This is a genomic window from Streptomyces sp. NPDC041784, assembly GCF_055591025.1.
The window spans coordinates 41896-67711 of record NZ_JBVJAB010000016.1 but is presented as its reverse complement, the minus strand read 5'-3'; the positions used below and the strand labels follow the sequence as shown (position 1 = coordinate 67711).

23 protein-coding genes and 1 tRNA gene are annotated in these 25816 nt (G+C 68.9%); 15 read left to right on the top strand and 9 right to left on the bottom strand.

The features are described 5' to 3' along the window. The first annotated feature begins 2 nt into the window (after nt 1-2). From ACZ6D7_RS30545 to ACZ6D7_RS30530, 4 genes are all read left to right on the top strand, one after another. Nucleotides 3-431, top strand: coding sequence for a MaoC family dehydratase (locus tag ACZ6D7_RS30545; RefSeq protein ID WP_469497600.1), 429 nt, complete (start codon nt 3-5; stop codon nt 429-431). Nucleotides 432-631: 200 nt separating this feature from the next. Then, nucleotides 632-1201: a TetR/AcrR family transcriptional regulator gene (locus ACZ6D7_RS30540; protein WP_469497597.1), complete on the top strand. Its 570-nt coding sequence runs from the start codon at nt 632-634 to the stop codon at nt 1199-1201. 103 nt (nt 1202-1304) lie between these two features. Continuing rightward, a complete protein-coding gene (locus ACZ6D7_RS30535) occupies nt 1305-2777 on the top strand; it encodes an MFS transporter (RefSeq protein ID WP_469497594.1) in 1473 nt (490 codons plus the stop codon). Between the two features lie 132 nt (nt 2778-2909). After that, nucleotides 2910-3965: a UDP-N-acetylmuramate dehydrogenase gene (locus ACZ6D7_RS30530; RefSeq protein WP_469497591.1), complete on the top strand. Its 1056-nt coding sequence runs from the start codon at nt 2910-2912 to the stop codon at nt 3963-3965. Nucleotides 3966-3984: 19 nt separating this feature from the next. Here ACZ6D7_RS30530 and ACZ6D7_RS30525 read toward each other — a convergent pair whose 3' ends face one another. Continuing rightward, complete coding sequence (locus tag ACZ6D7_RS30525) at nt 3985-5016, bottom strand: adenosine deaminase (protein WP_469497589.1); 1032 nt, start codon at nt 5014-5016, stop codon at nt 3985-3987. A 125-nt stretch (nt 5017-5141) separates the two neighbouring features. Further along, on the bottom strand, nt 5142-6368 hold the full coding sequence (locus ACZ6D7_RS30520; RefSeq protein ID WP_469497586.1) for a pyridoxal phosphate-dependent aminotransferase: 1227 nt from the start codon (nt 6366-6368) through the stop codon (nt 5142-5144). Between the two features lie 216 nt (nt 6369-6584). Here ACZ6D7_RS30520 and ACZ6D7_RS30515 point away from each other — a divergent pair. The 11 genes from ACZ6D7_RS30515 to ACZ6D7_RS30465 all read left to right on the top strand — a co-directional run bounded on the left by ACZ6D7_RS30515 (nt 6585) and on the right by ACZ6D7_RS30465 (nt 20814). Beyond that, nucleotides 6585-6657: transfer RNA gene (locus tag ACZ6D7_RS30515), tRNA-Trp, on the top strand. A gap of 108 nt (nt 6658-6765) precedes the next feature. Beyond that, entirely contained in the window at nt 6766-7053 is a 288-nt protein-coding gene (gene secE, locus ACZ6D7_RS30510; protein WP_469497583.1) for a preprotein translocase subunit SecE, read from the top strand. Nucleotides 7054-7132: 79 nt separating this feature from the next. Continuing rightward, entirely contained in the window at nt 7133-7999 is an 867-nt protein-coding gene (gene nusG / locus ACZ6D7_RS30505) for a transcription termination/antitermination protein NusG (protein WP_469497580.1), read from the top strand. 169 nt (nt 8000-8168) lie between these two features. After that, on the top strand, nt 8169-8603 hold the full coding sequence (rplK, locus tag ACZ6D7_RS30500; protein ID WP_019072313.1) for a 50S ribosomal protein L11: 435 nt from the start codon (nt 8169-8171) through the stop codon (nt 8601-8603). A gap of 82 nt (nt 8604-8685) precedes the next feature. Then, on the top strand, nt 8686-9411 hold the full coding sequence (gene rplA, locus ACZ6D7_RS30495; RefSeq protein ID WP_469497577.1) for a 50S ribosomal protein L1: 726 nt from the start codon (nt 8686-8688) through the stop codon (nt 9409-9411). 148 nt (nt 9412-9559) lie between these two features. Next, complete coding sequence (locus ACZ6D7_RS30490) at nt 9560-10468, top strand: SCO4651 family lipoprotein (protein WP_469497574.1); 909 nt, start codon at nt 9560-9562, stop codon at nt 10466-10468. A gap of 150 nt (nt 10469-10618) precedes the next feature. Then, complete coding sequence (locus tag ACZ6D7_RS30485; protein WP_469497571.1) at nt 10619-11449, top strand: SCO4651 family lipoprotein; 831 nt, start codon at nt 10619-10621, stop codon at nt 11447-11449. A gap of 283 nt (nt 11450-11732) precedes the next feature. Continuing rightward, nucleotides 11733-12263 carry a 50S ribosomal protein L10 gene (gene rplJ / locus ACZ6D7_RS30480; RefSeq protein WP_469497569.1) on the top strand — a complete coding sequence of 177 codons (531 nt, stop codon included), beginning with the start codon at nt 11733-11735 and terminating at the stop codon, nt 12261-12263. A gap of 125 nt (nt 12264-12388) precedes the next feature. Then, nucleotides 12389-12772 (top strand): 50S ribosomal protein L7/L12, encoded by a 384-nt coding sequence (gene rplL / locus ACZ6D7_RS30475; protein WP_469497566.1) that lies wholly within the window; start codon nt 12389-12391, stop codon nt 12770-12772. 559 nt (nt 12773-13331) lie between these two features. Then, complete coding sequence (gene rpoB, locus ACZ6D7_RS30470; RefSeq protein ID WP_469497564.1) at nt 13332-16817, top strand: DNA-directed RNA polymerase subunit beta; 3486 nt, start codon at nt 13332-13334, stop codon at nt 16815-16817. A gap of 97 nt (nt 16818-16914) precedes the next feature. After that, nucleotides 16915-20814, top strand: coding sequence for a DNA-directed RNA polymerase subunit beta' (locus ACZ6D7_RS30465; RefSeq protein WP_469497562.1), 3900 nt, complete (start codon nt 16915-16917; stop codon nt 20812-20814). 59 nt (nt 20815-20873) lie between these two features. Here ACZ6D7_RS30465 and ACZ6D7_RS30460 read toward each other — a convergent pair whose 3' ends face one another. The 7 genes from ACZ6D7_RS30460 to ACZ6D7_RS30430 form a co-directional block, all read right to left on the bottom strand. Continuing rightward, nucleotides 20874-21140 (bottom strand): hypothetical protein, encoded by a 267-nt coding sequence (locus ACZ6D7_RS30460; RefSeq protein ID WP_469497559.1) that lies wholly within the window; start codon nt 21138-21140, stop codon nt 20874-20876. Further along, on the bottom strand, nt 21137-21412 hold the full coding sequence (locus ACZ6D7_RS30455) for a hypothetical protein (RefSeq protein WP_469497556.1): 276 nt from the start codon (nt 21410-21412) through the stop codon (nt 21137-21139). Before ACZ6D7_RS30455 ends, ACZ6D7_RS30460 begins: the two co-directional genes overlap by 4 nt. 27 nt (nt 21413-21439) lie before the next feature. Continuing rightward, nucleotides 21440-22336, bottom strand: a complete 897-nt coding sequence (locus ACZ6D7_RS30450) for a peptidoglycan-binding protein (RefSeq protein WP_469497553.1) — start codon at nt 22334-22336, stop codon at nt 21440-21442. Nucleotides 22337-22424: 88 nt separating this feature from the next. Next, on the bottom strand, nt 22425-22853 hold the full coding sequence (locus ACZ6D7_RS30445; protein ID WP_469497550.1) for an ATP-binding protein: 429 nt from the start codon (nt 22851-22853) through the stop codon (nt 22425-22427). A 26-nt stretch (nt 22854-22879) separates the two neighbouring features. Next, entirely contained in the window at nt 22880-23602 is a 723-nt protein-coding gene (locus tag ACZ6D7_RS30440) for a hypothetical protein (protein WP_469497547.1), read from the bottom strand. After that, on the bottom strand, nt 23602-24741 hold the full coding sequence (locus ACZ6D7_RS30435) for a hypothetical protein (protein ID WP_469497546.1): 1140 nt from the start codon (nt 24739-24741) through the stop codon (nt 23602-23604). Before ACZ6D7_RS30435 ends, ACZ6D7_RS30440 begins: the two co-directional genes overlap by 1 nt. A gap of 30 nt (nt 24742-24771) precedes the next feature. Continuing rightward, the gene (locus ACZ6D7_RS30430) at nt 24772-25791 is read right to left on the bottom strand and encodes a hypothetical protein (RefSeq protein ID WP_469497543.1); all 1020 of its coding nucleotides are present in this window, start codon (nt 25789-25791) and stop codon (nt 24772-24774) included. Nucleotides 25792-25816: the final 25 nt, after the last annotated feature.

Below are 25816 nucleotides of genomic sequence, written 5' to 3'. Positions count from 1 at the left end.
CGATGACGGCCAGGATCGCTTACGCCGATGTCGAGGTCGGCACCGAGCTGCCGGCGCAGACCTTCCCGGTGACCCGCGCCACTCTCGTGCAGTACGCGGGCGCCTCCGGGGACTTCAACCCCATCCACTGGAACGAGCGGTTCGCCAAGGAGGTGGGCCTGCCGGACGTCATCGCGCACGGCATGTTCACCATGGCCGAGGCGATCCGTGTGGTCACCGACTGGACGGGCGACCCGGGCGCGGTCGTCGACTACGGCGTCCGCTTCACCAAGCCCGTCGTGGTCCCGAACGACGACCAGGGTGCCGTGATCGAGGTCACCGCCAAGGTGGGCGCCAAGCTCGAGGACAACACCGTGCGGGTCGACCTGACGGTGACCTGCGGCGGGCTGAAGGTGCTCGGGATGTCCCGGGCGGTCGTGCGGCTGGCCTGAGACGGCGGGAGTGCGCCGCGGGATCATGACGCGGTGCGGTGCTGTTGAGTGCAGTGCGGTAAGGGGCGTGCTCCATGGTGGGGCGCCCCTTACGCGTGTCCGGCCCCCTGCCTGCGACAACGGGTGAGGGGGAGGGGGCGTTCCCGAGGAGCCCCGATGAAGCCTTGACCTAGTTAGTGATTGAGTACTAACTTAGTCGCATGGCCAGGATGAGCGCAGAAGAGCGGCGCGAGAGCGTCATCCGCGCGGCGACGAGCGAGTTCGCGCGGGGCGGCTATCACGGTACGTCCACCGAGGCGATCGCCAAGCGGGTGGGCGTTTCGCAGCCGTATCTCTTCCGGCTCTTCCCGGGCAAGAAGGCGATCTTCCTCGCTGCTTCCACGCGCTGCATGGACGACACGGTCCGTACGTTCGAGGAGGCCGGCAAGGGGCTGACCGGCGAAGAGGCCCTGCACGCCATGGCGAACGCGTACACCCAGATGATCGCGGAACAGCCCGAGCGGCTGATGATGCAGATGCAGACGTACGTCGCGGTGGCCGCGGCGGAGGCGGAGGGCGACCACGCCTTCGGCGAGGCCGTGCGGGCCGGGTGGATGCGGCTGTGGGACACCGTCCATCTGCCGCTCGGCGCCGACGCGAACGGGACGACTCAGTTCCTGGCGTACGGCATGCTCATCAACTGCCTGGTGGCCATGGGGTTCGCGCCCGAACACCGAGTGTGGGAAGGGATGTATCCGTCGGCTCGGCTGAAGGGCCGACTGGAGAAGTAGGCGGTCGGGAAGCGCGGGGTTTCGGCGCATTTCCATGACCGCGGAAGTTAGTAATCGATTACTAATCGAAGAAGCCGAAGATCGACCAACCGCTGGGGGAGCGATGTCACAGCAGAAAGCACGTCCGACCGAACGCCGCGGGGGAGCCGTCTGGGCTCTCGTCATCACCGGCGCCGCCGGGTTCATGGCGTCCCTCGACAACCTGGTCGTCACCACCGCCCTGCCCTCGATCCGCGAGGATCTCGGCGGGGCGCTGGACGACCTCGAATGGACGGTGAGCGCGTACACCCTCACCTTCGCCGTCCTGCTGATGTTCGGCGCGGCGCTCGGTGACCGCTTCGGCCGGCGGCGGATGTTCCTCGCCGGGCTCACCGTCTTCACCGGTGCCTCCGCCGCCGCGGCCATGGCGCCCGGCATCGACTCCCTCATCGCCGCCCGCGCGGTCCAGGGCGTCGGCGCGGCGATCATGATGCCGCTGACGCTCACCCTCCTCACGGCCGCCGTGCCCGCCGCCAAGCGCGGGATGGCGTACGGGATCTGGGGGGCCGTCAACGGGCTCGCGGTGGCCTCCGGGCCGCTCATCGGCGGCAGCCTCACCGAACATGTGTCCTGGCACTGGATCTTCTGGCTGAACGTTCCGCTGGGCCTCGCCCTGCTGCCGCTCGCCCGGCTGCGGCTCGCCGAGTCGCACGGCACCGGCGCGCCCCTCGACATCCCCGGCACACTGCTCGCCAGCGGCGGTCTCTTCGGGATCGTCTACGGCCTGGTGCGCGGGCCGGCCGACGGCTGGACCAGCCCCCTCGTGCTGACCGGGCTGTTCGCGGGCAGCGCGCTGCTCGTCGCCTTCGTGCTGCACGGCGTCCGCGCGGCCAACCCCATGCTGCCGATGCGGCTGTTCCGCTCACGGGCCTTCGCCGGGATCAACGCGGCCAGCCTGCTCATGTTCCTCGGCATGTTCGGGTCGATCTTCCTGCTCAGCCAGTACATGCAGGGCGTCCTCGGCTACTCGCCCACCGAGGCGGGGCTGCGGATGCTGCCGTGGACCGGCATGCCGATGCTCGTCGCACCGATCGCCGGGATCCTCTCCGACCGGATCGGCGGGCGGCCGGTCGTCGCCACCGGGCTCTTCCTCCAGGCCGCCGGACTCGCCTGGATGGCCGCCGTCGCGACCGTCGACGTCTCCTACGCCGTCCAGCTTCCCGGGCTGATCGTCAGCGGAATCGGCATGGCCCTGTTCTTCGCCCCCGCGTCCAACCTGGTGATGTCCAGCGTCCGCGCCCAGGAACAGGGGATCGCCTCCGGGGCGAACAACGCGCTGCGCGAGGTCGGCGGCGCCCTCGGCATCGCCGTCATGGCGTCGATCTTCTCCGCGCAGGGCGGCTACGAGTCCGGGCAGGCGTTCGTGGACGGGCTGCGGCCCGCCCTGGTCACCGGTGCGGCCGTCGTGACCCTGGCCGCCATCGCGGCGCTGCTGATCCCCACGGCACGGCGCGAGGGTCGGGACGGGGCCTCCGAGGAGACCGGCGCGCGGGCCGAGGCCGGGGCCGACCGGGTCCTGGCGGGCGCCGACCGCTGAGCACGGCAGGAGATCGAGAGAAGGGCACACGCGTGTGGGGCCCCGCCGACGCCGGCGGGGCCCCACACGCGTGGAGGGCCGCGCGGGCCGCGCCGGACGGGGCTGTCGGTGGGGTCTCGTAGGCTTGGGCGCGTGCTGGAACTTCACGACGCCCCGCTCGCCCCGCTGACCACCTTCCGGCTGGGCGGCCCCGCCACCCGGCTGGTGACCGCGACCACCGACGCCGAGGTGATCGCCGCCGTGCGCGAGGCCGACGCCGCCGGTACGCCGCTGCTGCTGATCGGCGGCGGCTCGAACCTCGTCATCGGCGACAAGGGCTTCGACGGCACCGCCCTGCGCATCGCCACCCGCGGCTTCGAACTGACCGGCAACCGGCTGGAGCTGGCCGCCGGCGAGGTGTGGACCGACGCCGTCGCCCGCACCGTCGAGGCCGGGCTGGCCGGTGTCGAGTGCCTCGCCGGCATCCCCGGCTCGGCCGGCGCGACCCCGATCCAGAACGTGGGGGCGTACGGCCAGGAGGTCTCCTCGACCATCACCGAGGTGATCGCCTACGACCGCCGCGCGGGCGAGACGGTCACGCTCACCAACGCCGAGTGCGCCTTCTCCTACCGCCACAGCCGCTTCAAGGCCGACCCCGAGCGGTACGTCGTCCTGCGCGTCCGCTTCGAGCTGGAGGACGCGGACGGGCTGTCGGCGCCGCTGAAGTACGCCGAGACGGCCCGCGCGCTGGGCGTGACGGCAGGCGACCGCGTGCCGCTCACCGCCGCCCGCCAGACCGTGCTGAAGCTGCGCGCCGGGAAGGGCATGGTGCTGGACGCCGAGGACCACGACACCTGGTCGGCCGGCTCGTTCTTCACCAACCCGATCCTCACCGACGCCGGCTTCGCGGTGTTCCACGCGCGCGTGCGGGAGCGGCTGGGCGACGGCGTGGAGCCGCCCTCCTACCCGGCGGGCGACGGGCACACCAAGACCTCCGCGGCCTGGCTGATCGACAAGGCGGGCTTCACCAAGGGCTACGGCAGCGGGCCCGCGCGGATCTCCACCAAGCACACCCTCGCCCTCACCAACCGGGGCGAGGCCACGACCGAGGACCTGCTCGCGCTGGCCCGGGAGGTCGTGGCCGGGGTCCACGAGGCGTTCGGGATCACGCTGGTCAACGAGCCCGTGATGGTGGGCGCCGGGCTGTAGGGCGGGCGGCGCGGCCCGGCTACGCCGCCAGCCAGTCGTCCACGCCCGCCAGCAGCTTCGCCTTCATGTCCGGCGGCGCCGCCGACCCCCGGATCGACTGGCGGGCCAGTTCGGCCAGTTCCGCGTCCGTGAAGCCGTGGTGCCGGCGGGCGATCTCGTACTGTGCCGCCAGCCGGGAGCCGAACAGCAGCGGGTCGTCGGCGCCCAGCGCCATCGGGACCGCGGCCTCGAACAGAGTGCGCAGGGGTACGTCACCGGGCTTCTCGTAGACGCCGAGGGCCACGTTCGACGCCGGGCACACCTCGCAGGTCACGCCCCGCTCGGCCAGCCGCTTCAGCAGCCGGGGATCCTCCGCCGCCCGCACGCCGTGCCCCACCCGGGTCGCGTGCAGGTCGTCCAGGCAGTCGCGCACGGAGAACGGGCCGGTCAGCTCACCGCCGTGCGGCGCGGCCAGCAGCCCGCCGTCCCGGGCGATGGCGAAGGCCCGGTCGAAGTCCCGCGCCATGCCCCGCCGTTCGTCGTTCGACAGCCCGAAACCGACCACACCCCGGTCCGCGTACCGCACCGCCAGCCGGGCCAGCGTCCGGGCGTCCAGCGGATGCTTCATGCGGTTCGCCGCCACCAGCACACGGATCCCGAGCCCGGTATCCCGCGAGGCCGTCTCCACGGCGTCCAGGATGATCTCCAGCGCCGGGATCAGCCCGCCCAGCAGGGGCGCGTACGACGTCGGGTCGACCTGGATCTCCAGCCACCCGGAGCCGTCCCTGATGTCCTCCTCCGCGGCCTCCCGCACCAGCCGCTGTATGTCCTCGGGCTGCCGCAGACAGGACCGCGCCGCGTCGTACAGCCGCTGGAAGCGGAACCAGCCGCGCTCGTCCGTGGCCCGCAGTCTCGGCGGCTCCCCGCTGGTCAGCGCGTCGGTCAGCGCCTCGGGCAGGCGCACCCCGTACTTGTCGGCCAGCTCCAGCACGGTCGCGGGCCGCATCGACCCGGTGAAGTGCAGGTGCAGATGGGCCTTCGGCAGCTCAGAGACATCACGTACACGCTCCATTCAGCGATCCTGCCGTACCCGGGTGTCGTCCCGGTAGCCGATTCCCCGAACGTGGTCTTGCTCGCACAAAGCAGCGGGGACCTGATCCCGCATTCGGGATCAGGTCCCCGTAAGGGAGACGGACGTCAGTCCCTGGCCTCCGCCAGCAGCTTCTGGATCCGGCTCACGCCCTCGACGAGATCCTCGTCACCCAGGGCGTACGACAGCCGCAGGTAGCCCGGCGTACCGAAGGCCTCGCCCGGGACGACCGCGACCTCGGCCTCGTCCAGGATCAGCTCGGCCAGCTCGGTGCTGTTCTGCGGGCGCCTGCCGCGGATCTCCTTGCCGAGCAGCCCCTTCACCGACGGGTACGCGTAGAACGCGCCCTCGGGCTCCGGGCAGAGCACGCCGTCGATCTCGTTGAGCATCCGCACGATCGTCCGGCGGCGGCGGTCGAAGGCCTCGCGCATCTTCTCCACGGCCGCCAGGTCACCGGAGACGGCGGCCAGCGCGGCGACCTGGGCCACGTTGGAGACGTTGGAGGTGGCGTGCGACTGGAGGTTCGTCGCGGCCTTCACGACGTCCTTCGGGCCGATGATCCACCCGACCCGCCAGCCGGTCATCGCGTACGTCTTGGCGACCCCGTTGACGACCACGCACTTGTCGCGCAGCTCGGGCAGGATCGCCGGCAGCGAGGTGAACGTCGCGTCGCCGTAGACGAGGTGCTCGTAGATCTCGTCCGTCATCACCCACAGGCCGTGCTCCACGGCCCAGCGGCCGATCGCCTCGGCCTCCGCGGCGCTGTAGACCGCGCCGGTCGGGTTGGACGGGGAGACGAACAGCACGACCTTCGTGTTCTCGGTGCGCGCCGCCTCCAGCTGCTCGACCGAGACCCGGTAGCCGGTGGTCTCGTCGGCCACGACCTCCACCGGCACACCGCCGGCGAGACGGATCGACTCCGGGTACGTCGTCCAGTACGGCGCCGGGACGATGACCTCGTCGCCCGGGTCGAGGATCGCGGCGAAGGCGTTGTAGATCGCCTGCTTGCCGCCGTTGGTGACCAGGATCTGCGCCGGGTCGACCTCGTAGCCGGAGTCGCGCAGCGTCTTCGCGGCGATCGCGACCTTCAGCTCGGGCAGACCGCCGGCCGGCGTGTACCGGTGGTACTTCGGGTTCTTGCAGGCCTCGACGGCCGCCTCGACGATGTAGTCCGGGGTCGGGAAGTCGGGCTCGCCGGCGCCGAAGCCGATCACCGGACGCCCGGCGGCCTTCAGGGCCTTGGCCTTGGCGTCCACGGCGAGGGTGGCGGACTCGGAGATCGCGCCGACTCGGGCGGAGACCCGGCGCTCGGTGGGAGGGGTTGCAGCGCTCATGCGCCCCATGTTTTCAGACAGGAAACGGGCCCGGCACACGGGTTTCACCCACTGGGCAACCGACAGAACACCAGACGGAATCCGATCAAGACCATTTTCCGTTCGACGGGGCGCCCCGGACCACGTACACTCATCCGTCGTTGGCCTTCAACAACCGTGCCACCGCCGGTGCACACCGAGCACCCGGTCGGATGCGGTAAGTTGGGGAACGCACAAAGGGTCGTAGCTCAATTGGTAGAGCACTGGTCTCCAAAACCAGCGGTTGGGGGTTCAAGTCCCTCCGGCCCTGCTACACACACCTTCGCCAGGATGTGTACGCATGTACGTACAGCAATGCACCGCCGTGCGGCTCAGACCGGGCGCGGCACGGCCACGACCCGGGAACAGGTGAGGACGAATGGCGGATGCCGTGGGCTCCATCGACACGCCTGATGCCCAGGACGAGTTGCCTGAGGCCAGGAAGAAGGGCCGCAAGGGCGGCAAGCGCGCCAAGAAGGGCCCGCTGAAGCGTCTGGCCCTCTTCTACCGCCAGATCGTCGCGGAGCTCCGCAAGGTCGTCTGGCCCACGCGAGGCCAGTTGACCACGTACACGACCGTGGTGATCGTCTTCGTGGTCATCATGATCGGCCTGGTGACCGTGATTGACTATGGACTCAGCCACGCCGCCAAGTACGTCTTCGGCTGAGCCAAGAGCGAAGGGCGCCGGGTGATCGGCGCCCCTTTCGCGTGTTCCACCCCCATGTATCCAGGAAGAAGCAGCCACCGTGTCTGACCAGAACCTGAACGACGCCATCGAGCCCGACGACGTCGAAGACGAGCTCGACATCGTCGAGGGCGCTGACGAGGACCTGGACGAGTTCGAGGCTGCCGACGCCGAGGCGGGCGAGCCCGCGGAGGAAGCCGCTCTCCACGTCGAGGACGACGAGGACGAGGACACCGAGGACGCGGACGACACCGAGGCCGTCGAGGCCGAGGACGACACCGAGGCCGAGGAAGAAGAGCCGGCCGAGCCCGTCGACCCCGTCGCCGCCCTGCGCGAGGAACTGCGCACCCTCCCCGGCGAGTGGTACGTGATCCACACCTACGCCGGCTACGAGAACCGCGTGAAGACCAACCTGGAGCAGCGCGCCGTCTCGCTGAACGTCGAGGACTACATCTTCCAGGCCGAGGTGCCGCAGGAAGAGGTCGTCCAGATCAAGAACGGCGACCGCAAGACGATCCGCCAGAACAAGCTCCCCGGCTACGTTCTCGTCCGTATGGACCTGACGAACGAGTCCTGGGGCGTCGTCCGCAACACCCCCGGCGTCACCGGCTTCGTGGGCAACGCCTACGACCCGTACCCGCTGACCCTGGACGAGATCGTCAAGATGCTCGCCCCGGAGGCCGAGGAGAAGGCCGCCCGCGAGGCCGCCGAGGCCGAGGGCAAGCCCGCTCCGCAGCGCAAGGTCGAGGTCCAGGTGCTGGACTTCGAGGTCGGCGACTCGGTCACCGTCACCGACGGCCCGTTCGCCACGCTCCAGGCCACGATCAACGAGATCAACGCCGACTCGAAGAAGGTCAAGGGCCTCGTCGAGATCTTCGGCCGCGAGACCCCGGTCGAGCTGAGCTTCGACCAGATCCAGAAGAACTAGCTCCTTCTGGAACACCCGCCTCCGACCAGGTCAGACAGGCTGCTGGAAGCCGGTCTGACCTGCTCGGTTTTTGGCCGCACACCTATACCCGTTATCGTTGTGCGGTATGCCTGCGTCCGGGTTGCCCCCGAACGCGGGCAGGACCCGAACCGAAAGGACCCGGAGAGCTATGCCTCCCAAGAAGAAGAAGGTCACGGGGCTCATCAAGCTCCAGATCAACGCCGGTGCGGCGAACCCGGCCCCGCCGGTCGGCCCCGCGCTCGGCCAGCACGGCGTCAACATCATGGAGTTCTGCAAGGCCTACAACGCCGCGACCGAGTCGCAGCGTGGCTGGGTCATCCCGGTGGAGATCACGGTCTACGAGGACCGCTCCTTCACCTTCGTGACCAAGACGCCGCCGGCCGCGAAGATGATCCTCAAGGCCGCGGGTGTGGAGAAGGGCTCCGGCGAGCCGCACAAGACCAAGGTCGCCAAGATCACCCAGGCGCAGGTCCGCGAGATCGCCACGACCAAGCTGCCCGACCTCAACGCCAACGACCTGGACGCCGCGTCGAAGATCATCGCCGGCACCGCCCGTTCCATGGGCATCACGGTCGAGGGCTGACCTCCACCCCCCGTACCAAGCAGAAGTGTGGAAGGGCCTGCTCGGCCCGGACCACGACTCCTCAGAATCACCAGGAGCAGTAGTGAGCAAGCGCAGCAAGTCCCTCCGCGCTGCGGACGCCAAGATCGACCGGGAGAAGCTCTACGCCCCGCTCGAGGCCGTCCGTCTCGCCAAGGAGACCTCCACGAGCAAGTTCGACGGCACCGTCGAGATCGCCTTCCGCCTGGGTGTCGACCCGCGCAAGGCCGACCAGATGGTCCGTGGCACCGTGAACCTGCCGCACGGCACCGGCAAGACCGCCCGGGTCCTGGTCTTCGCGACCGGTGACCGTGCTGCTGCCGCGGAGGCCGCTGGCGCCGACATCGTCGGCTCCGACGAACTGATCGACGAGGTCGCGAAGGGCCGTCTGGACTTCGACGCCGTCGTCGCCACCCCGGACCTCATGGGCAAGGTCGGCCGCCTCGGCCGCGTGCTCGGTCCCCGTGGCCTGATGCCGAACCCGAAGACCGGCACCGTCACCCCCGACGTGGCCAAGGCCGTCACCGAGATCAAGGGTGGCAAGATCGAGTTCCGTGTCGACAAGCACGCGAACCTGCACTTCATCATCGGCAAGACGTCCTTCGAGGACGACAAGCTGGTGGAGAACTACGGCGCGGCCCTGGACGAGATCCTCCGTCTGAAGCCGTCCGCCGCCAAGGGGCGCTACATCAAGAAGGCCGCGATCAGCACCACGATCGGCCCCGGCATCCTGATCGACCCGAACCGCACCCGCAACCTCCTCGTCGAGGAGGACCCGGCCGCGGTCTGAGCCTGACAGCTCACAGCAGTCGACGACGAGCCCCGCAACCTTTCGAGGTGCGGGGCTCGTCCCTGTTTGTCGTACGGCCTCTTTTGCCGCACGGGTGTCAGTGCCGTGCGTTAGCGTGCGAACACAGGATTCCTTGGGGGTGGAGCGAATGCAGAGCACGACCATGCGCCGTGCGGGCCTCTCGATCGCGGCGGTGACCCTGCTGACCGCGGTGGCGGCCTGTAGCTCGGGTGGCGGCGGTTCGGAAGGATCGGGGGACTCCGGCGGTTCCGGCAAGGACGGAACCCCACGGTTCTCACCCGTCGCCGCCCTGCTCAGTGCGGAGAAGTCCACGGACGACGCGGACTCCGCGAAGGTCGAGTCCACCACGACCATGGGCTCGGTGATGTCCATGACCGCCGACGGCGCGCTCGGCTGGGGCGACGGCCTCACCGGCAGACTCACCATCACCTACACCGGCGGCACCATGGCCGAGACGATGCGGCAGACCGGCAGCACCTCGATGGAGGCCCGCTACCTGCCCGACGCCTACTACGCCAAGATGGGCGACGCCTTCGCCGCGCAGGCGGGCGGCAAGCACTGGATCAAGTACGCGTACGACGACCTGGAGACCCTCGGAGGCGGCTCCGGCGCGTATCTGAAGGACCAGATGCAGAACACCACCCCGAACCAGTCGGTGAAGCTCCTGCTGGCCTCCGGGGACGTGCGCAAGGTCGGCGAGGAGAGGGTCCGCGGCCAGCAGACCACGCACTACTCGGGCACGGTGGACGTGGCCGACCTCGCCTCGCAGAACTCCAACCTCAGCCAGCGCCAGCTCGACGACCTGAAGAAGCAGCTGGAGCAGGCCGGCGTCAGCACCGAGACCGTCGACATCTGGGTCAACGACCAGGATCTGCTGGTCAAGAAGGTCGAGAAGGGCGAGACCACGGCCGGCGACTTCACCCAGACCGCGTACTACAGCGACTACGGCACCGAGGTGAGCGTCGACGAACCCCCGGCGAGCGACACCGCGGACTTCGCGGAGCTGGTGAAGCAGCAGGGCCTCGGCACCTCGTAGAGCGTCACGGAGCGGGCTTCGCGGGGCGGGCTGCACGCGGGCTTCACGGAGCAATATTCACGGGACCTCACCAGCCTCACTGGGATACCTTCACGGTCTTGCTGTGTATCGACCGTGTGTTCTCTGTATGTGTGTTCTGGGGGAAGTTGGATGAGGTCTTCCGTGGGTGTCCTCGGGCTGTCCGCACTGCTCGTCGCCGGCTGTGGCGCGGCGGGCGGTTCGGACGGCGGGAGCGACTCGGCCGCCGGGGCCGCGGCCGCGGTCGCCCGGGCTGCGGAGCAGGCGGAGCGGACCGTGTCGCTGCGCTACACCATGACCGGCCGGACACCGGAGGAGGGGCGGGTCGAGGCCGAGGCCGCGATGAGCACCGAGCCGGCGGCCATGAGCCTGAAGTCGACCGTGCTCAGCGGGCCCGACCAGGGTTCGGGCGAGTTCCGCCTGGTCGACGGAGTGCTGTACATGGGCTCCGACGAGGCCAACGAGGACGGCAAGCACTGGATCAAGATGGGGGCGCCGGGCACCTCCGACACCCCGAGCGGTGTCAAGGTCGACAGCAGCGCGGCCGGGGACCGGCTCCGCGACAACCCCTCCCACGAGAGCGGCTTCCTCACGGCGGCCGACGATCTGAAGAAGGCCGGCACCGAGACCGTCGACGGCGTGCGCACCACCCACTACACGGGCACCGCCACCCTCGACGAGATCCGCGCCTCCTACGAGGACGAGACGAAGAAGGCCCGCCAGCGGACCGAGAAGAGCCTCGCCCAGTACGAGAAGCTGGGCGTCGACGAGCTGACCCTGGACCTGTGGACCGACACCGAGGACCACACCCGCAAGATGCGCGTCCAGGGCTTCGGCCGCCACGGCGAGCTGGACCTCACCTTCCACTTCACCGACTTCGGCAAGCCGGTCACCGTCAAGGCGCCGCCCGCCTCGGACACCTTCGACATGGGCGAGGCGATGCGCAAGGCCCGGGAGGACTGAGCCCCGTACGGGCGGATTTGCTTGACGCCGTACACCTCCCGTACTCTCCTAAAGAAGCCAAAGACCGCTGGTCGTTGCCGTGCTCTCGCAAGAGAGTGCGGTGGCCGAAGGATCCGCTGATATGCGGACGACCCGCGCAGGTGACTGTGGAAGTGCTCCCGGACCGGAATCCGCACCGGATCCCGTTCGGTCGAGCTACGCCCCGTGCGCCTGCGCCGGGGCGTTTCGTTTGTCCCAGCCCCTTCTGAGCGGTCCTCATCACCCGGAAGGAGGCCGACGCTCTATGGCAAGGCCCGACAAGGCTGCCGCGGTAGCCGAGCTGACGGAGCAGTTCCGCAGCTCGAACGCCGCCGTGCTGACCGAGTACCGGGGTCTCACCGTGGCGCAGCTCAAGACGCTGCGTCGTTCGCTCGGTGAGAACGCCCAGTACGCCGTGGTGAAGAACACGCTGACCAAGATTGCGGCCAACGAGGCCGGGATCACCTCGCTCGACGACCTGTTCAACGGTCCGACGGCGGTCGCCTTCGTCACCGGTGACCCGGTGGAGTCGGCGAAGGGTCTTCGTGACTTCGCCAAGGACAACCCCAACCTCGTCATCAAGGGCGGTGTCCTTGACGGCAAGGCGCTGTCCGCCGACGAGATCAAGAAGCTTGCGGACCTCGAGTCCCGCGAGGTTCTGCTCTCCAAGCTGGCGGGTGCTTTCAAGGGCAAGCAGACTCAGGCTGCGCAGCTCTTCCAGGCGCTCCCGTCGAAGGTCGTCCGCACTGTGGACGCCCTTCGCGCCAAGCTGGACGAGCAGGGCGGTGCCGAGTAACTCGGCTCGCGAAATGACCGCCGCCTGAGGCAGCCCGCCTGAGGCGAGGGTCACAGCGGGCCGAACGTACGCCCGCCAGACATGTACATCCGGCACCAGCCGAATTAGTGGAAGGATCGCCCACCATGGCGAAGCTCAGCCAGGAAGACCTGCTCGCGCAGTTCGACGAGATGACCCTCATCGAGCTCTCCGAGTTCGTGAAGGCGTTCGAGGAGCGTTTCGACGTCACCGCCGCCGCTGCCGTCGCCGTCGCGGGCCCGGCCGGTCCGGCCGCCGCTGCCCCGGCCGAGGAGGAGAAGGACGAGTTCGACGTCATCCTCACCGGTGCCGGCGACAAGAAGATCCAGGTCATCAAGGTCGTGCGTGAGCTGACCTCCCTGGGTCTGAAGGAGGCCAAGGACCTCGTGGACGGCGCCCCGAAGCCCGTTCTCGAGAAGGTCGCCAAGGAGGCCGCGGAGAAGGCCGCCGAGTCCCTCAAGGGCGCCGGCGCCTCCGTCGAGGTCAAGTAACACCTGGCGGTCGGCGACGACCGCACGCAAAGGCTGAAACAGTCCCCTCGGGGCTGTAACGCCGGAGCACCGAAGAGCGATCATCCATCCGGGTGGTCGCTCTTCGTCGTTCCCGGGAGCGCGGCCACGGTTGCCTTGAACCCGTGTGAGCGGGGGGTATGGTGATCTTCGTCGTGTCTCCCGAGCACCCCGGTTCGGCAAGGGGGGCCTTGACGAACCGCACGCAGCGCGCAATTCTCAGGACGCGTCGTCACAAGGATCCGAATCCGAGGCATGGATCGACGACGAAGAGGGCAGTATCACCGTGCGTTGAGGGCAATCAGACCGAGGGCGTTGAGAACAACGAGGGTCTCGAAAAACCCGCACTGGACATCAGTGTGCCAAGTGGCTACACTGACCCTTTGCGCTGCCTGTTAGCTGTCCCCTGCCCGTCACCAGGGGCATGCCCTCACTTGAGCACTGACGATCAGAGTGTCCCTCACCTGGGATTTCTGTCTCTGTGCGCCGGAGAGGGACCGGTACGCGCGTAGTGAGTCCGAGCCCTCGGAAGGACCCCCTCTTGGCCGCCTCGCGCAACGCCTCGACCGCGAATACGAACAACGGCGCCAGCACCGCCCCGCTGCGCATCTCTTTTGCAAAGATCAAGGAGCCTCTCGAGGTTCCGAACCTGCTCGCGCTGCAGACCGAGAGCTTTGACTGGCTGCTCGGCAACACGGCCTGGCAGAGTCGGGTCGAGGAGGCTCTCGAGAACGGTCAGGACGTCCCCACCAAGTCCGGCCTCGAGGAGATCTTCGAGGAGATCTCCCCGATCGAGGACTTCTCCGGGTCGATGTCGCTGACCTTCCGCGACCACCGTTTCGAGCCGCCGAAGAACAGCATCGACGAGTGCAAGGACCGCGACTTCACGTACGCGGCCCCGCTCTTCGTGACGGCCGAGTTCACCAACAACGAGACCGGCGAGATCAAGTCCCAGACGGTCTTCATGGGCGACTTCCCGCTCATGACCAACAAGGGCACGTTCGTCATCAACGGCACCGAGCGTGTCGTGGTGTCGCAGCTGGTCCGTTCGCCGGGCGTCTACTTCGACTCCTCGATCGACAAGACGTCCGACAAGGACATCTTCTCGGCCAAGATCATCCCGTCCCGGGGTGCCTGGCTGGAGATGGAGATCGACAAGCGCGACATGGTCGGTGTCCGCATCGACCGCAAGCGCAAGCAGTCGGTGACCGTCCTCCTGAAGGCGCTCGGCTGGACGACCGAGCAGATCCTCGAGGAGTTCGGCGAGTACGAGTCCATGCGCGCCACCCTGGAGAAGGACCACACCCAGGGCCAGGACGACGCGCTGCTCGACATCTACCGCAAGCTCCGTCCGGGCGAGCCCCCCACGCGTGAGGCCGCGCAGACGCTGCTCGAGAACCTCTACTTCAACCCGAAGCGCTACGACCTCGCCAAGGTCGGCCGCTACAAGGTCAACAAGAAGCTGGCCGCGGACGCGCCGCTGGACGCCGGTGTCCTGACCGTCGAGGACGTCATCGCGACGATCAAGTACCTCGTCAAGCTGCACGCCGGCGAGACCGAGACGGTCGGCGACAGCGGTCAGACGATCGTCGTCGAGACCGACGACATCGACCACTTCGGCAACCGTCGTCTGCGCAGCGTCGGCGAGCTCATCCAGAACCAGGTCCGTACGGGTCTGGCTCGTATGGAGCGCGTCGTCCGTGAGCGCATGACGACCCAGGACGTCGAGGCGATCACGCCGCAGACCCTGATCAACATCCGGCCGGTCGTCGCCTCCATCAAGGAGTTCTTCGGCACCAGCCAGCTGTCGCAGTTCATGGACCAGAACAACCCGCTGTCGGGTCTCACCCACAAGCGCCGTCTGTCGGCTCTTGGCCCGGGTGGTCTCTCCCGTGAGCGGGCCGGCTTCGAGGTCCGCGACGTGCACCCCTCGCACTACGGCCGCATGTGCCCGATCGAGACGCCCGAAGGCCCGAACATCGGTCTGATCGGCTCGCTCGCCTCCTACGGCCGCGTCAACGCGTTCGGTTTCGTCGAGACCCCGTACCGCAAGGTCGTCGACGGCCAGGTCACCGACGAGGTCGACTACCTGACGGCCGACGAGGAGGACCGCTACGTCATCGCGCAGGCCAACGCCACGCTGAACGACGAGATGCAGTTCACCGAGGCCCGCGTCCTGGTCCGCCGTCGTGGCGGCGAGGTCGACTACGTCGCCGGTGACGACGTGGACTACATGGACGTCTCGCCGCGCCAGATGGTGTCGGTCGCGACCGCCATGATCCCGTTCCTCGAGCACGACGACGCCAACCGTGCCCTCATGGGCGCGAACATGATGCGTCAGGCGGTGCCGCTCATCAAGAGCGAGTCCCCGCTCGTCGGCACCGGCATGGAGTACCGCTCCGCCGTCGACGCCGGCGACGTGGTCAAGGCCGAGAAGGCGGGTGTCGTCCAGGAGGTCTCCGCGGACTACATCACCACCGCCAACGACGACGGCACGTACATCACGTACCGCCTGGCCAAGTTCGCCCGCTCCAACCAGGGCACCTCGGTCAACCAGAAGGTCATCGTCAACGAGGGCGACCGGATCATCGACGGCCAGGTCCTGGCCGACGGTCCGGCCACCGAGAACGGCGAGATGGCGCTGGGCAAGAACCTGCTCGTGGCGTTCATGCCGTGGGAGGGTCACAACTACGAGGACGCGATCATCCTGTCGCAGCGCCTCGTGCAGGACGACGTCCTCTCCTCGATCCACATCGAGGAGCACGAGGTCGACGCCCGTGACACCAAGCTCGGCCCCGAGGAGATCACCCGGGACATCCCGAACGTCTCCGAGGAGGTCCTCGCCGACCTCGACGAGCGCGGCATCATCCGGATCGGTGCCGAGGTCGTCGCCGGTGACATCCTCGTCGGCAAGGTCACGCCCAAGGGTGAGACCGAGCTGACGCCGGAGGAGCGCCTGCTGCGCGCCATCTTCGGTGAGAAGGCCCGTGAGGTCCGTGACACCTCGCTGAAGGTCCCGCACGGCGAGATCGGCAAGGTCATCGGCGTCCGCGTCTTCGACCGCGAAGAGGGCGACGAGCTGCCGCCGGGCGTGAACCAGCTGGTCCGCGTCTACGTCGCGCAGAAGCGCAAGATCACCGACGGTGACAAGCTCGCCGGCCGGCACGGCAACAAGGGTGTCATCTCCAAGATCCTGCCCATCGAGGACATGCCGTTCCTCGAGGACGGGACCCCGGTCGACATCATCCTCAACCCGCTCGGTGTGCCGTCCCGAATGAACCCGGGACAGGTTCTGGAGATCCACCTCGGCTGGCTCGCCAGCCGCGGCTGGGACGTCTCCGGTCTCGCCGAGGAGTGGGCGCAGCGTCTGCAGGTCATTGGTGCCGACCAGGTCGCCCCGGGTACCAACGTCGCCACCCCGGTCTTCGACGGCGCCCGTGAGGACGAGCTGGCGGGTCTGCTCCAGCACACCATCCCCAACCGCGACGGCGAGCGCATGGTGCTCCCGTCCGGCAAGGCGCGGCTGTTCGACGGCCGTAGCGGTGAGCCGTTCCCGGACCCGATCTCGGTCGGCTACATGTACATCCTGAAGCTGCACCACCTGGTCGACGACAAGCTGCACGCCCGCTCGACCGGTCCGTACTCGATGATCACCCAGCAGCCGCTGGGTGGTAAGGCGCAGTTCGGTGGCCAGCGCTTCGGTGAGATGGAGGTGTGGGCGCTGGAGGCGTACGGCGCCGCGTACGCCCTCCAGGAACTGCTGACCATCAAGTCCGACGACGTCACCGGCCGCGTGAAGGTCTACGAGGCCATCGTCAAGGGCGAGAACATCCCCGAGCCCGGCATCCCCGAGTCCTTCAAGGTGCTCATCAAGGAGATGCAGTCTCTCTGCCTGAACGTGGAGGTGCTGTCCAGCGACGGTATGTCCATCGAGATGCGTGACACCGACGAGGACGTCTTCCGCGCTGCGGAGGAGCTCGGCATCGACCTGTCCCGGCGCGAGCCGAGCAGCGTCGAAGAGGTCTGACGGGAGTTCGGCAGGCCTTGAGCGATCAAGGCCTGCCGGCCCCGGGACCCCCGTTTCAGACCCCAAGACTTACAACCCTGAGAGGGATTGACGCATAGTGCTCGACGTCAACTTCTTCGACGAGCTCCGGATCGGTCTGGCTACCGCTGACGACATCCGTCAGTGGAGCCACGGCGAGGTCAAGAAGCCCGAGACCATCAACTACCGCACGCTCAAGCCCGAAAAGGACGGACTCTTCTGCGAGAAGATCTTCGGTCCGACCCGGGACTGGGAGTGCTACTGCGGCAAGTACAAGCGTGTCCGCTTCAAGGGCATCATCTGTGAGCGCTGTGGCGTCGAGGTGACCCGCGCCAAGGTGCGCCGTGAGCGGATGGGCCACATCGAACTGGCCGCCCCCGTCACGCACATCTGGTACTTCAAGGGCGTCCCCAGCCGGCTGGGCTACCTGCTCGACCTGGCTCCCAAGGACCTCGAGAAGGTCATCTACTTCGCGGCGTACATGATCACGTACGTCGACGAGGAGCGCCGTACGCGTGACCTGCCCTCCCTGGAGGCGCATGTCTCCGTCGAGCGGCAGCAGGTGGAGAACCGCCGGGACGCCGACCTGGAGGCCCGCGCCAAGAAGCTCGAGACCGACCTGGCCGAGCTGGAGGCCGAGGGCGCCAAGGCCGACGTGCGCCGCAAGGTGCGCGAAGGCGCCGAGCGCGAGATGAAGCAGCTGCGCGACCGCTCGCAGCGCGAGATCGACCGGCTCGACGAGGTGTGGACCCGCTTCAAGAACCTCAAGGTCCAGGACCTCGAGGGCGACGAGCTGCTCTACCGCGAGCTGCGCGACCGCTTCGGCACGTACTTCGACGGTTCGATGGGTGCCGCGGCGCTGCAGAAGCGCCTGGAGTCCTTCGACCTCGACGAGGAGGCCGAGAAGCTCCGCGAGATCATCCGTACCGGCAAGGGCCAGAAGAAGACCCGTGCGCTCAAGCGCCTGAAGGTCGTCTCCGCGTTCCTGCAGACCAGCAACAGCCCCAAGGGCATGGTGCTGGACTGCGTGCCGGTCATCCCGCCGGACCTTCGCCCGATGGTGCAGCTGGACGGTGGCCGCTTCGCGACCTCCGACCTGAACGACCTGTACCGCCGTGTGATCAACCGCAACAACCGCCTGAAGCGGCTTCTCGACCTCGGCGCGCCCGAGATCATCGTGAACAACGAGAAGCGCATGCTCCAGGAGGCCGTGGACGCGCTGTTCGACAACGGCCGTCGTGGCCGTCCGGTCACCGGTCCCGGTAACCGCCCGCTGAAGTCCCTCAGCGACATGCTGAAGGGCAAGCAGGGTCGATTCCGTCAGAACCTGCTCGGCAAGCGTGTGGACTACTCCGCGCGTTCCGTGATCGTCGTCGGTCCGCAGCTGAAGCTGCACCAGTGCGGTCTGCCGAAGGCGATGGCGCTGGAGCTGTTCAAGCCGTTCGTCATGAAGCGGCTCGTGGACCTCAACCACGCGCAGAACATCAAGAGCGCCAAGCGCATGGTGGAGCGCGGCCGCACCGTCGTGTACGACGTCCTCGAAGAGGTCATCGCCGAGCACCCGGTGCTGCTGAACCGTGCGCCCACCCTGCACCGCCTCGGCATCCAGGCCTTCGAGCCGCAGCTGGTCGAGGGCAAGGCCATCCAGATCCACCCGCTCGTCTGCACCGCGTTCAACGCGGACTTCGACGGTGACCAGATGGCCGTGCACCTGCCGCTGTCCGCGGAGGCGCAGGCCGAGGCCCGCATCCTGATGCTGTCCTCGAACAACATCCTCAAGCCCGCCGACGGCCGTCCGGTGACGATGCCGACCCAGGACATGGTCCTCGGTCTGTTCTTCCTCACCACCGACGGCGAGCTGCGTGACACCAAGGGCGAGGGCCGTGCGTTCGGCTCCACGGCCGAGGCGATCATGGCGTTCGACGCCGGTGAGCTGGCGCTGCAGTCGGCGATCGACATCCGCTTCCCGGTGGGCACCATCCCGCCGCGCGGCTGGACCCCGCCGGCGCGCGAGGAGGGCGAGCCCGAGTGGCAGCAGGGTGACAGCTTCCGGCTGAAGACCACGCTGGGCCGTGCGCTCTTCAACGAGCTGCTGCCCGAGGACTACCCGTTCGTCGACTACTCGGTGGGCAAGAAGCAGCTCGGCGAGATCGTCAACGACCTGGCGGAGCGCTACCCCAAGGTCATCGTGGCGGCGACGCTCGACAACCTGAAGTCGGCGGGCTTCTACTGGGGCACCCGTTCCGGTGTCACCGTGGCCATCTCCGACGTCGTCGTTCCCGAGGCGAAGAAGCAGATCGTCGCGGGCTACGAGGCGCAGGACGAGAAGGTCCAGAAGCAGTACGAGCGCGGTCTGATCACCAAGGAAGAGCGCACTCAGGAGCTCATCGCGATCTGGACCAAGGCGACCAACGAGGTCGCCGAGGCGATGAACGAGAACTTCCCCAAGACGAACCCCATCTTCATGATGGTTGACTCGGGTGCCCGAGGAAACATGATGCAGATGCGGCAGATCGCCGGTATGCGTGGTCTGGTGTCGAACGCGAAGAACGAGACCATCCCGCGTCCGATCAAGGCGTCCTTCCGTGAGGGCCTGTCCGTGCTGGAGTACTTCATCTCCACGCACGGTGCCCGTAAGGGTCTGGCGGACACCGCCCTGCGTACCGCCGACTCGGGTTACCTGACCCGTCGTCTGGTGGACGTCTCGCAGGACGTCATCATCCGCGAGGAGGACTGCGGCACCGAGCGAGGCCTCAAGCTGGCCATCGCCGAGCGCGACGAGGCCGGTGTGCTGCGCAAGGCCGGCAACGCCGAGACGTCCGTGTACGCGCGCTGCCTCGCCGAGGACATCGTGGTGGACGGCAAGGTGCTCGCCCCGGCGGGCGTCGACCTCGGTGACGTCCTCATCGACGTGCTGGTCGGCGCCGGTGTCGAGGAGGTCAAGACCCGCTCGGTCCTGACCTGCGAGTCCCAGGTCGGCACCTGCGCCATGTGCTACGGCCGTTCGCTGGCCACCGGCAAGCTGGTCGACATCGGTGAGGCGGTCGGCATCATCGCCGCCCAGTCCATCGGTGAGCCCGGTACCCAGCTGACGATGCGTACCTTCCACACCGGTGGTGTGGCCGGTGACGACATCACCCAGGGTCTGCCCCGTGTCGTCGAGCTCTTCGAGGCTCGTACGCCCAAGGGTGTCGCCCCGATCTCCGAGGCCCAGGGCCGCGTGCGGATCGAGGAGACCGAGAAGACCAAGAAGATCGTCATCACGCCGGACGACGGCAGCGACGAGACGGCGTTCCCGATCTCGAAGCGCGCCCGACTCCTGGTCAGCGAGGGCGAGCACGTCGAGGTGGGCCAGAAGCTCACCGTGGGTGCCACCAACCCGCACGACGTGCTGCGCATCCTGGGCCAGCGTGCCGTCCAGGTCCACCTGGTCGGCGAGGTCCAGAGGGTCTACAACTCGCAGGGTGTGTCGATCCACGACAAGCACATCGAGATCATCATCCGGCAGATGCTGCGCCGTGTGACGATCATCGAGTCCGGCGACGCCGAGCTGCTGCCCGGCGAGCTGGTCGAGCGCTCGAAGTTCGAGGTCGAGAACCGTCGTGTGGTCCAGGAGGGCGGTCACCCGGCCTCCGGTCGTCCGCAGCTCATGGGTATCACCAAGGCCTCGCTGGCCACGGAGTCCTGGCTGTCGGCGGCGTCCTTCCAGGAGACGACCAGGGTCCTCACGGACGCGGCGATCAACGCCAAGTCCGACTCCCTGATCGGCCTCAAGGAGAACGTCATCATCGGTAAGCTCATCCCGGCCGGTACGGGTCTGTCCCGCTACCGCAACATCCGGGTCGAGCCGACCGAGGAGGCCAAGGCCGCGATGTACTCGGCCGTCGGCTACGACGACATCGACTACTCGCCGTTCGGCACGGGCTCCGGCCAGGCCGTTCCGCTGGAGGACTACGACTACGGTCCGTACAACCAGTGAGTAGCTGAAACACGTTGAAGGGCGGGTCACCCACTCGGGTGACCCGCCCTTCGGCGTTCCTAGCGGCCCGTCAGCTCCCACACCGTGACGGCCATGGTCGCCACCGCGGCGAGGGCGCCGATGCTGGCGATGGGCCAGCGCGAGCGCTCCAGGGCGTCCAGGCGCTGTTCGTGGTCGGCGAGCTGCCGGTCGGTCTGGTCACTGCGCTGGACCAGCAGCGCGAGCGAGCCGTCGACCCGGGCGAACCCGGCCTCGACGGTGCCGCGCAGCCGTTCCAGCTCCACGGCGACGGCGGTCGGGTCGGAGAGCGGGTGGGGTTCGTTCACGTATCCCTCCCGTCCGTGCCCCGGTCGACGAGGGAGAGCAGGGCGGCGTCACCGTTCGCCGGCGCGTCCGTGCGCAGCCAGCCGGGCAGCAGTGCCTGTACGGCGGGCAGGGCCATCACCCGGGTGACGGCGGCGGCGACGGCCAGTGCCCCGGCGGCCCAGGGCAGGGTGTCCGGGATGCCGGCGGCGTCGACGACCGTCGGCAGCAGGACGCACAGGCCGACAGCGGTCTGGAGAACGGTGCGGAGGGTCCGCTTGGCGGCCTCTGACATGGGGAGCCTCGATTCTGGGGAGCGGCCTCAGGAGCTGTACGGGACCTTCAGGGCCGCCCAGGACGTGGCGCCGGGCCAGCCGTCGGCGGCGGCGCCGGTGTAGCCGAGCTTGCGCTGCCACTTGGCGTAGGAGAGCCGGTCGGCCTCGGTCCACTGCGGGCCGGGGCCGGAGGTGTAGGCGGAGCAGCCGACGGCGGCCAGGCGCTTGCCCATCGCGGTGACGATCGCCGACTTCGGCTTCTTCCGGAACCACTCGGCGCCGGGGAAGGGCTGGTGGGCCGGCTTGGCCGAGCCGGAGCCGGAGGAGCCCGAGCCCGACCCGGAGCCGGTGGCCTTGCCGAGCCGGGACGTGACCCGGGCCCGGAAGTCGGCCATCGCGAAGCCGCGCGGGTCGATCTTGGTGTTCGTCCACTCCTTGTGGCCGATGACGGAGTGGGCGCTCCAGCCGTGCGCCCGGCACAGCGCGGCGGAGGCCCGGACCATGGCCTCCAGCTGGACCTCGGGCCAGGGGTCTTTGCCGTTTCCGAGGTTGACGCACTCGAAGCCGTAGAAGTGGACGTTGCCGTCCGTGTCGTTCTCGTTCGGGGCGGGCAGCGGCTTCTCGGCGACGACGGCCTTCAGGACGTCGCCGTCGCCGCGGCCGGCGTGGTTGGTGCGGCCGTTGCCGACGAGGTGGACCGTGCCGTCCTTGGCGATCACGCCGTGGCAGAGCGGGCCGGGGAGGGCGGAGTGGCCGTTGAAGCAGAGGTTCACGCTGGTGCTGGTGCCCGAGGTGACGGTGTGGTGGATGATCACGCCGTTGACCGGGCCCCAACTGCCCTTGTGGTTGCGGTTGTTGGAGCGCCAGCCGGCGTGTTCGACGACGGTGACGCCTTCGGCCTTCAGAGCGGCCACGAGGGCGTCGGCGGAGAGGGGGTTGGCCATGGGCGGTGCCTCCCTGGGTGGTTCCGGGCATGAGAAAACCCCGGCCGTGAGGGCGCGGGGCGTGGTGTGTGCGGGTGAGGAGCGGGGGTCAGGCGGCGCTCTCACCGGTGTCCGCGGCGCTGTCCGTGCCGGTGTCCGTACCGCTGCCGGTGCCGCCGTCCGACGTCCATCGGGCGCAGAGGGCCGCGTACGCCGCCGTGTTGGCCTCGAAGTCGGCCAGGGCCGCGGCGACGGCCCGCTGGACGGCCGTCCGGTCGGGGGCGACCGGGTCGGTGCCGACGGGCTGCACGGTGACGCGGCCGTAGCCGCGCAGGGTGGCGCCCTCGTCGCCGGCCTCGGTGAACTGGGCGGTGACGCTGACCGGCGGGTACTGGCCGGTGAGCGGGTCGGGGGCGATGATCGTGCTGAGGCTGGTGTCGGAGACGTTGACGTGGACCGTGTGGCCGTTCTCGGCGACGGTGGCGCGGCCGGCGAAGTCGATCGCGACGCCCCAGGGCTGGGTGATGTCGATGTCCATGAGGGGTGTGCCTCTTCCGTGGGGGCTTACGAGGTCTGCAGGCCGTGCACGATCCGCGGTACGGCGTAGACCGTGCCGGAGGCGCTGGTCACCCGGGCCTGGATCTCGATCTTGAACAGCTGGCTGAAGTGGGCGTTGAAGTCGCTGACCACGGCCCCGGTGAAGTCGAACGCGGTGGGGGCGGTGACGGTGGTGCCCCACTTCACGTCGTTGACCAGGACCTGGATCTCGCCGGTGGCGCCGGAGCTGACCGCGGTCGAGAGGTACATGCGCATCCGTGGCTGCCACAGCGGGTTCCAGCAGCGGGCGATCGTCGACCAGTCGGTGGAGGTGGTCTGCGGCCAGCGCTCCTTGGCGGTGTCGGCCGGCGGCACCAGGGGCAGCCACGGGCGGGCCAGGCCACCGGTGTCGATGTCGTCGGAGAAGATCTCCCGGCCGTTGGGGTCGTAGATCCGCAGGGGCTGCTGGGACGTGCTGGTGCCGTCCCCGTTGTACATGCTCAGGGCGAACTTGCCGGTCTGGCGGCGGATCGCGAGGCCGAACTCCGACCCGCTCCACTTGCCGACCCGGAACACCTCGACGCCTCCGGCGCCCGTCGCCTCGTCCTTCGGTGACCGGACGGAGACGTAACCCCCGCCGCCCGAGCCCTTGTTGAGCGGGGGCAGGCTGTTGACGGCGGTGGAGAGCTGCTGGATGCGGCGTTCCATCTGGGTCAGCCGGTCGATGATGTCTTCGGGGAGCTGGGGCATCAGACCTCCTCCAGGTAGAGCTCGGCGGTGTCCGGGCGGCCGCGCTGGGCGGGGCTGGCCTTGACGCCGATGATCCGGTAGCGGGCGTCGAGACCCTCGGTCCACCATTCGTCGGTGATCCGGAGGCGGACGGTCCGGCCGAGCAGGGCGGGTGGGACCAGGTCGTCCAGGCGGATGGTGATCTCGGGGATCACCACCGCCGCGGTGGCCGAGGCCAGTTCGGCCCTGGCCAGCGAGTCGAGGGTCGCCTTGACGGCGACCTCGGTGTGGTCGGAGGACAGATCGATCCGGGGGTATCCGGCGTCGATCAGCGGCTGGGCGGTCTGGATGTCGGAGCACTGCGGCAGGGACTCCGCCGCCTGGTTGTCGTTGACCGACGCCCCGCGGGCCCGTGCGGTGGTGCCGCCGCGGGTCGCGTCGCGCGGGAAGGAGTACGACAGGATCTTGCCCGGCCGGTCCAGCATCAGATCGGTCGTCCCGATCTTGATCGTCGGGCTGCCCAGGCGCAGCCGGCGCACGCGCGCCCCGGTGCTGGGGTCGCGGTAGACGGAGATGTGGTGCTCGAAGCCCTTGTCGACGGCGGCCAGGGCGTCCAGGGCCTCCAGGTAGACGGTCTCGTCCGTGTCGCGGTAGGTGAGGTCGCGGATCTGCCCGGAACTCTCGGTCCCGTAGGTGACGCCGATGTCGCCGCCGTCCACCGGCGGCGGGACATTCTCGGCGAGCGGGGTGACCGTCCCGGTCTGGAGGTGGCGCCACAGCTTGCGCGCCACCTCCAGCTGGTCCTCGTCGTCGAACGACAGGTTCTGGCGGATCCGGCGCCGGCCCGCGTACGACTCGAAGGTGGCCGCCTGGATGCCCAGGCTGAGCACGCCCCGGTCGTCGCTCTGGAGGGTGGCGGTCCAGACGATGCCGCCCCACCACAGGTCGTTGCCGCGCTGGAGGTAGACCGAGGTGCGGCCCTCCTCGATACGGCGGACCCGGGCGGCCATCGCGGCGTCGGGCACCGGGACGGTGCCGGAGAGGGAGCCGGCCTTGCCGATGTAGTCGTCGACGGTGACGTCCCGCAGGGGCAGGATGTCGATGGTGGCGTCGGTGCGCAGGTCGCAGAAGATCGCGCGGTAGGGAGTGTTCGTGGTCATGCGGCGGTCAGCTCCTTTGCCGGGTCGTGGTCACAGCACGAAGCACGCGGAGATCTTCAGGGTGTTGCCGACCTGGATCACACCGCTGGTCGCCCAGGTGAGCAGGTGGACCGAGCCGTCGGCGCCGAGCAGTGCCGAACCGTCGGCGTATCCGTCGGTCGCGACCGCGTAGGTGCTGACGGCGGGCCGCCAGCCGGCGGGCAGGGTGGCGATCGGCTCGTCGCCGACATTGCCCGGGTTGGTGGTGCCGGCGGCGGCCGAGGTGAGGGCGCTGGTGGTCCGGGCGAGCGTGACGGTGAACGAGCAGACCCCGCGCGTGCGACGGGCGCTGTACGACGACAGCGACCAGTTGCCCGTGGCGGCGGCCCCCGTGGTGGTGGTCTCCACGACGAGCGGCGGCTGGTAGTCCGCCCACGCGGAGCCGGTCCAGCGCTGGAGGGTGCCGTTGAGGTCGCGGTACTGGCCGGGGTAGGCGCCGATCGAGGTGTCGGTGGTCACCGGGAGGATCCCGCCGACGCCGACCGTGGCGGTACGGCGGCCGGTGAGCGCCGTGCTCCAGGGGATGGCGTTGGTGCTGCTCGCGTTCTTCGGCACGGCGACCTCGTACAGCGGGATCGACAGGGCCGGTGTGGCGGGCACGGTCGGGGTGGCCGCCGGGGTGCCCTCGACGATCTCGACGACGGCCTCGGTGCGGCCCGAGCCGTCGTAGGGGTGGTCGTAGACGCGCAGGACGACCAGGTCGATCCGGTTGTACAGGGCGTCGCCGTCGGCGAAGGTGAGCGTCTGGGCCTGGGCGAGGGCGACCGGGTACGCGCCCTGGACGTCGGTGCCCTGGACGACGGCCCGGCCCGGGTGGACGGTGGCGGACATGGTGCCGGCGACGCCCTCGACGGTGAATCCGGAGATCCGCCACTGGCCGTCGGCGGAGCCCGGCAGGACGCCGGAGCGGGTGGCGACCGGCGAGGTCGGGGTGAGCGCGCCGAGCGAGACGAGCCGCGTGTCCTCGCGGGACTGGCCGTCCGGGGAGAGCCATCCGGAACGTACGGGCATGGTCGACTCCTTTCGGGAGGGGGGC

Bases quoted from the DNA above. Each gene is read 5' to 3' on its own strand.
- ACZ6D7_RS30545 (WP_469497600.1), top strand. From the start codon at position 3: ATGACGGCCAGGATCGCTTACGCCGATGTCGAGGTCGGCACCGAGCTG.
- ACZ6D7_RS30540 (WP_469497597.1), top strand. From the start codon at position 632: ATGGCCAGGATGAGCGCAGAAGAGCGGCGCGAGAGCGTCATCCGCGCG.
- ACZ6D7_RS30535 (WP_469497594.1), top strand. From the start codon at position 1,305: ATGTCACAGCAGAAAGCACGTCCGACCGAACGCCGCGGGGGAGCCGTC.
- ACZ6D7_RS30525 (WP_469497589.1), bottom strand. From the start codon at position 5,016: ATGGAGCGTGTACGTGATGTCTCTGAGCTGCCGAAGGCCCATCTGCAC.
- ACZ6D7_RS30520 (WP_469497586.1), bottom strand. From the start codon at position 6,368: ATGAGCGCTGCAACCCCTCCCACCGAGCGCCGGGTCTCCGCCCGAGTC.
- secE (WP_469497583.1), top strand. From the start codon at position 6,766: ATGGCGGATGCCGTGGGCTCCATCGACACGCCTGATGCCCAGGACGAG.
- rplK (WP_019072313.1), top strand. From the start codon at position 8,169: ATGCCTCCCAAGAAGAAGAAGGTCACGGGGCTCATCAAGCTCCAGATC.
- ACZ6D7_RS30490 (WP_469497574.1), top strand. From the start codon at position 9,560: ATGCAGAGCACGACCATGCGCCGTGCGGGCCTCTCGATCGCGGCGGTG.
- ACZ6D7_RS30485 (WP_469497571.1), top strand. From the start codon at position 10,619: ATGAGGTCTTCCGTGGGTGTCCTCGGGCTGTCCGCACTGCTCGTCGCC.
- rplJ (WP_469497569.1), top strand. From the start codon at position 11,733: ATGGCAAGGCCCGACAAGGCTGCCGCGGTAGCCGAGCTGACGGAGCAG.
- rplL (WP_469497566.1), top strand. From the start codon at position 12,389: ATGGCGAAGCTCAGCCAGGAAGACCTGCTCGCGCAGTTCGACGAGATG.
- ACZ6D7_RS30455 (WP_469497556.1), bottom strand. From the start codon at position 21,412: ATGTCAGAGGCCGCCAAGCGGACCCTCCGCACCGTTCTCCAGACCGCT.
- ACZ6D7_RS30450 (WP_469497553.1), bottom strand. From the start codon at position 22,336: ATGGCCAACCCCCTCTCCGCCGACGCCCTCGTGGCCGCTCTGAAGGCC.
- ACZ6D7_RS30445 (WP_469497550.1), bottom strand. From the start codon at position 22,853: ATGGACATCGACATCACCCAGCCCTGGGGCGTCGCGATCGACTTCGCC.
- ACZ6D7_RS30440 (WP_469497547.1), bottom strand. From the start codon at position 23,602: ATGCCCCAGCTCCCCGAAGACATCATCGACCGGCTGACCCAGATGGAA.
- ACZ6D7_RS30435 (WP_469497546.1), bottom strand. From the start codon at position 24,741: ATGACCACGAACACTCCCTACCGCGCGATCTTCTGCGACCTGCGCACC.
- ACZ6D7_RS30430 (WP_469497543.1), bottom strand. From the start codon at position 25,791: ATGCCCGTACGTTCCGGATGGCTCTCCCCGGACGGCCAGTCCCGCGAG.